The sequence below is a fragment of the Marinobacter antarcticus genome, from assembly GCF_011049865.1.
Taxonomy (GTDB): Bacteria; Pseudomonadota; Gammaproteobacteria; order Pseudomonadales; family Oleiphilaceae; genus Marinobacter; species Marinobacter antarcticus_A.
Genome location: NZ_DRGY01000043.1, coordinates 1 through 9919, shown reverse-complemented (window position 1 = coordinate 9919; position 9919 = coordinate 1). Strand labels below are relative to the sequence as shown.

Here is a 9919-nt window from a genome sequence, read left to right as displayed (position 1 = left end):
TGATGGAGCTACTCGCCATCGTTTTCCGCCAGTACCGCCTCCCCTTCGTTATCATCATGCTTCTGAGCCTAATCAGCGCAGGCGTTGGTATTGGCGTAATCGCGTTCATTAACCAACAGCTGATTGAATCTGCGGGGGCACCGTGGCACGTGTTGCCAACCTTTTTCGGATTGGTTTTGCTCTTGCTGGTGGTTACCTTGGCAGCGCAACTTGCACTCACGATGCTGGGGCACCACTTCATTTATGATTTACGCGGCCGGCTAATCAAGCAGATCCTGGATACCGATATCGAAACGCTTGAGCGCATCGGCAGTGCGGGTTTGCTGGCAAGTCTCTCGGTTGACATCCGAAACATCACCTTTGCGTTTGTTCGTTTGCCCGAACTGGTACAAGGTGTTGTGGTCACAGTGGGCGCAGCGGCGTATCTTGCTTGGCTTTCTCCCGGCATGCTTGTCGTCACCATGTTATGGGTCTCTGTAACGATGCTCGTTGGCTGGCTCCTTGTTCAACGGGTATATCGCCACCTGGCGCAGGTTCGGGAAACTGAAGATGCGCTCTACTGCGATTATGAGTCGTTTATTGATGGGCGAAAAGAACTTGCCCTTAACCGCAGTAGAGCTCGTCAGCTTTATGAGGTCGACTACGAACGCCATGCCAGCAGCTATCGCTGGCACATAATCCGCTCCGATACCTTTCATCTTTCAGCCGTAAACTGGTCAAACATCATGATGGTTGGCGCGATCGGCGTGGTATTTTTTCTGGCCAACGGCCTGGGGTGGGCCAACACCAATATTGCTGCGACTTTTTCGTTGACATTATTATTTCTTCGCACCCCGTTGATTCAGGCCATTGGCGCGCTACCCATGCTATTGAATGCTCAGGTTGCATTCAGGAAACTGGAGAGTTTGGAGCTGGCCGCTTACGCGCCTGACTTTAATGTGGCGTCTCCCGCGGCAGACTGGGGCACGATTGAGCTGCGAGAAGTTACTTACCAATACCCTAACCAGGAAGGCCGGGGTTTTGTTGTGGGGCCGATTGATATCACTCTGCGGCGCGGTGAGCTGGTCTTCCTGATTGGTGGAAATGGAAGTGGCAAATCTACTCTTGCTCGTCTTCTAACCGGATTGTATCGACCCCAAAGTGGAGAAATCCTGGTTGACGGGAAACCGTTGACGACCGCTCAGGACTGGCAGCATTTTCGTCAGCGATTCTCCTCCGTATTTACAGACTTCCACCAGTTCGATCGTCTTGTAGGCCCGGACGGGCAAAGTCCCGAACCAAAACTGTTGAACGAATGGCTCAAAAGACTGCAGATGAGCAAAAAATTGCACATTGATGCCGATCGAGTAACGAACCCTCAGCTATCGCAAGGGCAACGAAAGCGGCTTGCTTTGTTATTGGCCGTCGCCGAGCAACGGGGTTTTATGCTTCTGGACGAATGGGCGGCGGATCAGGACCCGCAATTCCGGCGCTATTTTTACCGGGAGCTACTGGGCCACTTACATGATATGGGCGTTACAATATTCGCCATTAGCCACGATGATCATTATTTTGAGCATGCTGATCGCTTACTGGAAATGAAAGAAGGTCTCATGCATGAACTGACTGGCAAGCAGCGTGACCTTGCAACCCAGGATGCAATTTCCAGAGTTAGTGAGGTTTAACCCTGTAAGGGCTCAAGTGAGTTGACCGATATGATCTATTTTTCACGCTACAGCTATGGAACCGCCTTCAGTGTGAGGATGAGGTATAACCGACATAGAAATGCCGTAAATGGCTGCGAGAGTCTCCGGTTTCATGATTTCATTTGGGCTCCCTTGAGTTAACAGATGGCCGCTATGCAACGCCACAAGATGATCGCAGTAGGTAGCCGCCATGTTGATATCGTGTAATACCACCACCACTCCCATCGCCAAATCCTGACCAAGCTTGCGAATCAGCGCCAGCACCTCAACTTGATGAGCAATATCCAGTGCCGATGTAGGTTCATCCAATAGTAAGTAACGAGCGTTCTGCGCAATCAACATGGCAATCCAAACTCGTTGGCGCTCGCCCCCGGAGAGCTCATCCACATTTCGATCTGCGAATTTTTTGGTACTTGTTAACTCCATGGCACGGTCAACTTGAGCTTGATCTTCTTTGGTAAAACGACCCAGGGCGCCATGCCAAGGATACCGGCCCAGGCGCACCAAATCGGCTACGGTGAGCCCTTCTGTGGAGGGTAATTGTTGTGGCAAATAGGCAATTTGCTGAGCAAGAAATCGGTCACGCCAATCGGCCAAAGGCTTATTTTTGAGCAACACATGACCACTGCTCGGGGCCTGTTGCCGAGCCAGCAGCTTCAATAGCGTTGATTTACCTGAGCCGTTATGACCAATTAGCCCAATCACTTTCCCTGGGTCAATAGTGAGATCAATGGGGTGCAGCAGTGTTTTTCCATTGACCTGCCAACTGACCGCTTTCAATTCAAACATAACACCTCGGGTAAGGAATAAAGTAAACCGCATACCTTGCAGGTAAGGCGCCAATCTCGAGCCGTTAATGGCTCACCAGCGATAGCTCAAGCTGGCAGTGGCGCGCCTTGCTTCGCCGTAATAGCACCAGTAGTCACAGCTCGCGACATATTCTTTGTTAGCGACGTTATTGATATTGAGTTGGGCGCGCCAGTTCTGTGCAAAATCATAACTCGCCATGACATCAAAGACGGTGTGCGAGGGAACCTCGTAGCCATAGGTCTCGTCTTTAGTCTCGCCAACAAAGCGCGCCCCAGCTCCTACCTTTAGCCCTGGAACGGCTTGTGAAAACACATAGTCTACCCAGGCCGACGCCATGTGGCGTGGAATCAGCGTAGCCCGAACCGCATCCGCTCCAATCGCCCGGTTTTGCGTGGTGGAGTCGCTGTAAGTGTACGCTGCGGTCGCTTGCAGATTATTGGTCAGATAGGCAACACCCTCCAGTTCAAAGCCATCGGTATTGCGCTCGCCTTCTTGTACCTGAAAGGCACCATTAGTCACCAGTGAGTTCGTCTCTTCAATTTTGTATACCGAGGTGTTCAAATAGCCATCAATGTTCTCAGGTGCGTATTTAATGCCTGCCTCCAGCTGTTTACCTTCCCGGGGCTTGTATAGAGCGCCATTGGCGTCGGTGCCGACAGTGGGCTGGAATGACTCGGTATAACTGATGTAGGGCGACATGCCGTTGTTCATCAGGTACATAATGCCACCGGATAATGACACTTGATTATCGTCGGCGCGCTCTTTGGTACCATTTGCCACGTTATCGGTTTCCGCTTTGTCATAACGCGCGCCGGCAAGAAAGATCCATTGATCATCCAGGCGGAGTTGATTCTGAAGATAGACACCCGTTTGTTGTTTCTTGACCGTCCGCTGAGTCAGATCGCTTTCCGCCACCGGTGTGTAATTTCCATACCGAGGCTTGAACAGATCAACCGTTCCAAAAGGGAACGGATCCGCCTCTTTTCCCGAGTTTTCCAGGTTCTGATAATCGACACCCATCAGTAGCGTGTTTTCGGTGCGATCCGTGAACCACTTGCCAACCACACGGTTGTCAATCGTCCAGGAGGTGATGTCGCCATCGCGATATACCAGGCCTCGGGTGCCTTCTCTTGGCCCGCTTTGGAAGAAAATGTAAGTGCTGCGCAGCAACATATCGAGCTTGCTGTAGCGTAGATCCTGCTCAAAACGCCAGGTGTCATTAAATTGATGCGAAAGCTGGTAGCCCAGAGAGGACTGTTCGCGTTCATTCGTATCGTAGTCGGGCTCACCGTAATACACTGCAGGATCGACTTTGCCAAACGGCGTGTTCTCGATAGTGCCATAGGGCAATTTGAAGCCGTTGTACGGCACCGCGTCGTCTTTCTGGAAGTTGCCCAAAACAGTCAGCGTAGTTTGGTCGCTGATGTCCCACTCGAGGCTGGGAGCCACGTAGTAACGCTTGTTTTCGGTCTTGTCGATATCGCCCTCGGCGTCTTGATACAGGCCAACCAGGCGGTAGCGTACATCGTTACTGTCGTTGACCGGGCCCGAACTATCAAATCCAACCTTCTGATGGTTGTTGGTACCACCCTCAATAACAATTTCTCCCCGGCGGTCTTTCGTGGGACGCTTGCTGATCGCATTTATAACGCCGCCAGGAGGCGCTTCGCCATACAGAACCGAGGCCGGGCCCTTCAACAGTTCTACCCTCTCAATTCCATAAGGCTCCGGTAACCATTGGTAGTAACCTGCTCGGTATATACGCAAACCATCCTGATACGTCGACTGGTCATAGCCGCGCACTTTAAACCAGTCGGTATCGTTATCACTGCCATATTGCCCCGTTACGACACCCGCTCGATAGCGGAAGCTTTCATCAAGGGACCGTACGTTGCGCTCTTCCAGCTCATCGCGGGTAACGACAGAAGCCGGACGAGGCGTTTCAATAATAGGCGCTTCCACTTTCAGCGCAGTGCCGGTTACAACAAGCGGGCTGAGTAATTCGGTATCGCTGCCGGAGGTTTGCGCCATGCTAAGGGGCACCACGCCCAGCCACGCTAGGGGCGCTGCGTAACGTATGGCTTTGAGCAGTGGACGAAGTGAAAAAGCACTAGGAGACATTGCATGGCCTCGAACAGAGTGTGGGCGCCTTGCGGCGACAGGACTACCTTAATGTTATTATCAATTATAATCACAAGTATTGTTATTTGAAAGTCATTCTCGATTATATGCCTGAAACGGAAATCTCCCCAATAAAGAGCGTTGGTGCCCCTCTCAATCGTGAGATCTAAGAAGATGCTAGCGAGCAGGTTGTTTGGTTCGTGGGAATGAGCGAACTGTGACGGATAAGCGTAATCATCCATGTGTCGTTTGCCACCAGGAAGTAGTTCATGAACCCGCGCAATACCGGTTGAGCCGTCGAAGATCGGTTCCAGTATGGCGCGTATGGCCTTTTGCACGGTGACAAGCGCACAACGGATGGCCGTTTGAGGGCAAAGAAGAAAGAAGTGATTATTAAGGTAGGGAATCGGAAAAATTAGAAGAAGAATATCCAACCGAATATTGTAAGGAATATACGAAAACTTTAGAGACATATTAACTGCTTACAAAACTATCTCGACTGCTTGTATTTGAAGGAAAAATGGCGGTGGGCCAGGGATTCGAACCCCGGGTACGCTACTAACGTACGGCGGTTTTCAAGACCGCTGCATTAAGCCACTCTGCCAGCCCACCGTTTTTCCATTGCTGTCGAGCGACAGCGGTGTGCATGATACCGGAATTGCCTGTGCTGTCAACGCCCCGCGCAAAACCGGTGATACATTCGAACATTAACTGTATTTAATGGAATCTGAAGCGCCTTTTCGTGTCCTAAATGATTGAAAGTTCAGAATTCGTCATTACTATAGAAGGTAGTTACAGGTAATTGGCGCTCATCAGGCACGGAGCCTGACGCCACTGACCAAACAAGTTGGATAAAACCGGAGATCAGAATGCAAAACAGACAGTACAATGTTCAGCAGAACCGCAGAGGCATGATTGCCCGCGGATCCGCGACCGCACCGATCAGTGCGTCAGCGACTAAGGTTTTGCGCAACACCTACACCCTGCTTGCCATGACACTCGTATTCAGTGCGGTTATGGCGGGCGTGTCCATGTCCATGGGCTTGAGCCAGGGCGCTAGCCTTGTATGCAGCCTGGGTGCGCTTGCTCTGATCTGGTTTGTGCTACCGCGCACCGCAAACAGCTCTGCCGGTATTGCCGTCGTGTTTGCTTTCACCGGCCTGCTGGGTCTTTCTCTTGGCCCGATCCTGCTGTACTACCTGCAACTCTCTAACGGTGGTCAGATCGTCATGCAAGCGCTGGGCGGCACGGGCGTGGTATTTTTCGCCCTGTCCGGTTATGTATTGACCACCAAAAAAGACTTCAGTTTCATGCGTGGCATGTTGGTTGCCGGCATGGTTGTTGTGTTGGTAGCGGCCCTCGGCTCCATGGTTGCGGCTATGTTCGGCGTTGAAATAACCGCTATCAGCCTGGCCATTAGCGCTGCGATCGTGTTCCTGATGTCTGGCTTCATTCTGTACGATACAAGCCGCATTGTGAACGGTGGTGAAACCAACTACATCATGGCCACCACGGGCTTGTACCTGAGCATCTACAACCTGTTCTTGAGCCTGCTGCATATTATTGGCGCCTTCTCCGGCGACTAGTATTCCGGGTGCATGGCGCACGGTGAACTAACGCAGACCCCGGCCTTTGCCGGGGTTTTTGCTATTGTTACACTCGCTCCAAGCTACACTGACTTCACCTCAGGTAAGAACTGCAGCCATGGCCGCCACCTCATTGCAAAACTATACGCTGGTAATCACCGGAGCACCCTACTCTTCCCAAGCTCCGCAAACGGCTCTGCTATTTGCCAGAGCCGCGATTGCCGCCGGCCACACAGTGGATCGAGTATTTCTCTATGGTGACGGCGTACATCTCGCTTCCGCACTCTGTGCGCCACCTTCAGACGAAACCCATTGGGCAAGTGAATGGGCAGGTTTTCTGAAGAATAACGCAATCCCAGGCGTTGCGTGTATCGCGTCCGCGCTAAGGCGAGGACTGGTAAACGAGGCTGAGCGAAAGCGTTATGAGCTACCGGCAAGCAACCTTCTTGAGCCTTTTATAATTGCAGGGCTTGGTGAGTGGGTAGAGGCCACAGTGGCATCGTCACGAGTTCTTTATTTCCACGCGGGAGATTGAGCGTGAGCACATTGATCATGATTGACCAGTCGCCTTATGGAACCTGGGTCGGGCGTGAAGCACTCGACATGGCCTTTTCCCTGGCGGCATTCGACCAGGCCGTATCAATCCTGTTTACCGACACAGGCGTTAACTGGTTGCGGGCATTCCAGCAACCCAATGATATTGCGCAGAAATCCGTGGCAAAGAATCTTTCCGCCGCCCCTATTTTCGGGGTTGAGGCTTTGTATGCAGATGCCGCTGCCTGCAGGCGCTACGGGCTGACGCTTGACAACATGATCGAGGGTGTCGTGATGTGCGAAAGTAGCTCGGAACTGCTGCACCAGTTCGCTCATGCCGCCTTTGCGGGTTGATTCACACAAACGTTCAAGCAGAGCTGGGGACCGTTATGGCGCTCATTCATACCCTTCACATTCTGAATAAAACGCCCGGCCATGCGCGCTCGTTGCAGTGCATGGATGCGCTCAGGCCAGGAGACGCGCTGCTTTTCACTGAGAGCGCTGTCTTAGCGCTTGCGACTCAGCAACATCCTGAAATAGACGTTCCTGTGTTTGTCTTGGCACCGGATGCGTTAGCGCGCGGCCTTGGCCAGTGCCCCGACGGCGTCACGCAGGTGGACTTCCCTGCCATGGTTGATCTGACGGCCCAGGCCCAAACCGTAATCAGTTGGTGACCCATGAACAGTCCAACAATGCCTGCCAGAAATAATGAAGGTTTTGTGGTAAACGCAAACGAGTGGACACCCGCCGCTGCGTCGATAATTGCCGCGGACGACGGGATAAAGCTTAATGAAAAACACTGGGAAATCATTGAGTTTTTGCGCTTATTTTACAAAACACATGAAGTATCTCCGCCCTCAAACCGATTGTTTGTTAAATCGGTGAAGGAGGCGTTGGGAGACACCAGGGGAAACAGTATTTATCTTATGACACTGTTCCCCGGCACACCTGCAAAAACAGCATGCCGAATTGCCGGGCTGCCCAGGCCAACCAACTGCCTTTAGTGATCTTCGCTTACAAGCTCACCCTATGGGTATGTCAGTGCAATAAATTGCGCAGCACCAACCAACGCACCCAGTAGCCCGCCAATCAACATCAATGTGCCCGCTTCCTCTCGAAACGCGGAGCGAAGAATGTCTTGAAACTCCGCCGGGCGCAGCGCCTGCGTTTGCCCCGACAAGACGCGGGCAATAACCGGTGCCCGATCCTTGTTAAAGGCCGGATCGTTGAACACATCATGGGTAGCGATCAATGCTTGCTGGTTCATGGCTTTTTTCAACTCAACGTAACCGCTCATGCCCACCGTTAACTGAGCGCCAAGCTTCATCAGTGGTGAGCTGTCCAGCAAAGGCCTCAGATGCTTCTGAATGATGGCGCGCGTGCGATCGCCCCGACTGCCGTTGATCATGGCATTCGCCACTGCCTCAACCGTTAACAACTCTTCAGAGACAAGCTTCGCCCATACGTCGCTGATTTCAGGCTGGCGGCGTAGAAACAAACCCTGAATGCTCCAAAACAGAAACCGGCGGGATTTTAGTGGCGCGAAAAGCCACGAGATGGCGAACCAGTTTGTGATAAAACCGATGAAAAGGCCGCCTGCTGGCAAAAGCCAGCTCGTTGGATAAAACCACCAGGCCGACGCAAGAACACAGCCCAGAGCTCCCCCGATGAGCGCACCGCTATTGACGACCGCTTTCAGCTCAAGCGGACCGGCCTGTTTGAACAGGCGGTTCATTAAATCCGGATGCTGCGTCAGTTCATGGCTCAGCAGCGCCTTGAGGTCGACCAACTCGTCCAGGTTGTCGCCAAAATCGTCCACCAGTGCTTCTATCAGGCTGGGCAACTGCGCCTTGGCCCGCTGGTAAATGCGTTTACGTAAAATTGGAGGCAGATTGTCCCAAAGCACGGGCTGGGCTTTGTACATGGCTTCATCAATGTATTCATCCAGGCGTGGCGTTACCTGAGAAACGATCTGTTCGACAATTCGGTAGGGTTCAAGTTGTTGGTAAGCTGCGTTCAGGTTGCCGAATTGGCGAAGGGTTTTATCGATAAAGAGGTGGGCTATAGTCTCTGCTTTGCGGGGTAATGCGCCCTGCCAGCGAAACATACCGCTGCCCACAAAATGGACCGGATAAAAGGACATCTGGATAGCAAGCCAGTTAGTTACCCAGCCCGCTACAGCGGCCACGATTGGCACTGACAAAAGAGCGGCGTCGATCACGTGGCACCCCGAAAATGCAAATGGTCAGCCCCGGGTTGTTATTGCTCGCCGCCCAGGGACAAACCTTGAAACCAGAACCTTCTCGTTACTGGTAATACGCATTTTCGGTTTGTGTATGATCCGTCACATCGCGAACGCCTGTAATTTCTGGCACTCGCTCTTTGAGGGTTGATTCAACACCCTGTTTCAGCGTTAGGCTCACTGCCGAACAGCCTTGGCAGCCCCCACCGAATCGCAAAATCGCAACCGATTCTTCCACAATCTCAACCAGCGAAACCTCGCCACCATGTGCCGCAAGATTGGGATTGATTTCAGACGCGAGAATGTAATTCACCCGGTCCGGTAACGGCGCGTCATCATCGATTTGGGGCGTTTTGGCGTTCGGCGCCTTGATCGTAAGCTGTCCACCCATTTGATCCTTGGAATAATCCACGTACGCTTCTTCCAAAAACGGTACGGAATTGTGATCCAGGAACAATGTGAACTTCTCCAGGTCCACCTGTTCGTCCGTTAGAACAATCTCATTGGGCGGGCAATAAGCAAGGCATGTTTCGGCATTTTTCGTGCCCGGTTGCGTTACGAATATTCGAACGCCCATGCCTTGCACATCCTGCTTTTCAATAAGTTGCGCGAGATAATCTCGTGCGGGATCTGTCACAGTAACCAAAGCCATGTTGTTTCCACCCGTGATAAGTTTACGTACATTTTAGTGGAGATTGCGGCAACATGAAAGACCTAGTAAATTAGTTGGTCTTTCCTGGGTTTGCCTTTCCGTGCCACAATTTCCCGGGCCAGTTCTTGACGCAAGTAAAGAATAACCACAGACGGCGCTACGACTGGCGCCGGCATTTTGCTATCATCTCGCGCCATTGAAACAAATACGCCGTTAATATCGACATCCGGAATACTGACTATGACCGATCGCAATATTCGCCTGAAACAACTTCACAAAGCCTTGCAGG

Annotated in this window: 10 protein-coding genes and 1 tRNA gene; 6 read left to right on the top strand and 5 right to left on the bottom strand. The window is 52.1% G+C overall.

All coding sequences use genetic code 11. The annotated features are described in order from the left end of the window. The coding region (locus ENI00_RS05520) for a multidrug ABC transporter permease/ATP-binding protein (protein ID WP_304100040.1) at positions 1 to 1664 on the top strand (1664 nt) is incomplete at its 5' end. Positions 1665 to 1706: 42 nt separating this feature from the next. Here ENI00_RS05520 and ENI00_RS05515 read toward each other — a convergent pair. The 3 genes from ENI00_RS05515 to ENI00_RS05505 form a co-directional block, all read right to left on the bottom strand. Continuing rightward, entirely contained in the window at positions 1707 to 2474 is a 768-nt protein-coding gene (locus ENI00_RS05515) for an ATP-binding cassette domain-containing protein (protein WP_304100037.1), read from the bottom strand. 72 nt (positions 2475 to 2546) lie between these two features. Continuing rightward, complete coding sequence (locus ENI00_RS05510) at positions 2547 to 4616, bottom strand: TonB-dependent siderophore receptor (protein WP_304100034.1); 2070 nt, start codon at positions 4614 to 4616, stop codon at positions 2547 to 2549. 521 nt (positions 4617 to 5137) lie between these two features. Beyond that, positions 5138 to 5228, bottom strand: a tRNA-Ser gene (locus ENI00_RS05505). Positions 5229 to 5485: 257 nt separating this feature from the next. On the opposite strand from ENI00_RS05505, the gene ENI00_RS05500 reads away from it, so the two are divergent. The 5 genes from ENI00_RS05500 (at position 5486) to ENI00_RS05480 (ending at position 7740) form a co-directional block, all read left to right on the top strand. Further along, on the top strand, positions 5486 to 6202 hold the full coding sequence (locus ENI00_RS05500) for a Bax inhibitor-1/YccA family protein (protein WP_349740366.1): 717 nt from the start codon (positions 5486 to 5488) through the stop codon (positions 6200 to 6202). A gap of 118 nt (positions 6203 to 6320) precedes the next feature. Continuing rightward, the gene (tusD, locus tag ENI00_RS05495) at positions 6321 to 6737 is read left to right on the top strand and encodes a sulfurtransferase complex subunit TusD (RefSeq protein WP_304100031.1); all 417 of its coding nucleotides are present in this window, start codon (positions 6321 to 6323) and stop codon (positions 6735 to 6737) included. Between the two features lie 2 nt (positions 6738 to 6739). Beyond that, positions 6740 to 7090, top strand: a complete 351-nt coding sequence (locus ENI00_RS05490) for a DsrE family protein (RefSeq protein ID WP_304100028.1) — start codon at positions 6740 to 6742, stop codon at positions 7088 to 7090. 35 nt (positions 7091 to 7125) lie between these two features. Further along, positions 7126 to 7410 (top strand): sulfurtransferase complex subunit TusB, encoded by a 285-nt coding sequence (tusB, locus tag ENI00_RS05485; RefSeq protein WP_304100024.1) that lies wholly within the window; start codon positions 7126 to 7128, stop codon positions 7408 to 7410. A gap of 3 nt (positions 7411 to 7413) precedes the next feature. Further along, on the top strand, positions 7414 to 7740 hold the full coding sequence (locus ENI00_RS05480; protein ID WP_349740364.1) for a TusE/DsrC/DsvC family sulfur relay protein: 327 nt from the start codon (positions 7414 to 7416) through the stop codon (positions 7738 to 7740). 23 nt (positions 7741 to 7763) lie between these two features. Here ENI00_RS05480 and ENI00_RS05475 read toward each other — a convergent pair whose 3' ends face one another. After that, complete coding sequence (locus tag ENI00_RS05475) at positions 7764 to 8957, bottom strand: DUF445 domain-containing protein (protein WP_304100020.1); 1194 nt, start codon at positions 8955 to 8957, stop codon at positions 7764 to 7766. 85 nt (positions 8958 to 9042) lie between these two features. After that, a complete protein-coding gene (gene nfuA, locus ENI00_RS05470) occupies positions 9043 to 9630 on the bottom strand; it encodes a Fe-S biogenesis protein NfuA (RefSeq protein WP_304100017.1) in 588 nt (195 codons plus the stop codon). Positions 9631 to 9919: the final 289 nt, after the last annotated feature.

Coding starts and splice junctions, on each gene's coding strand:
- tusB (WP_304100024.1), top strand. CDS start 7,126: ATGGCGCTCATTCATACCCTTCACATTCTGAATAAAACGCCCGGCCAT.
- nfuA (WP_304100017.1), bottom strand. CDS start 9,630: ATGGCTTTGGTTACTGTGACAGATCCCGCACGAGATTATCTCGCGCAA.
- ENI00_RS05510 (WP_304100034.1), bottom strand. CDS start 4,616: ATGTCTCCTAGTGCTTTTTCACTTCGTCCACTGCTCAAAGCCATACGT.
- tusD (WP_304100031.1), top strand. CDS start 6,321: ATGGCCGCCACCTCATTGCAAAACTATACGCTGGTAATCACCGGAGCA.
- ENI00_RS05480 (WP_349740364.1), top strand. CDS start 7,414: ATGAACAGTCCAACAATGCCTGCCAGAAATAATGAAGGTTTTGTGGTA.
- ENI00_RS05515 (WP_304100037.1), bottom strand. CDS start 2,474: ATGTTTGAATTGAAAGCGGTCAGTTGGCAGGTCAATGGAAAAACACTG.
- ENI00_RS05500 (WP_349740366.1), top strand. CDS start 5,486: ATGCAAAACAGACAGTACAATGTTCAGCAGAACCGCAGAGGCATGATT.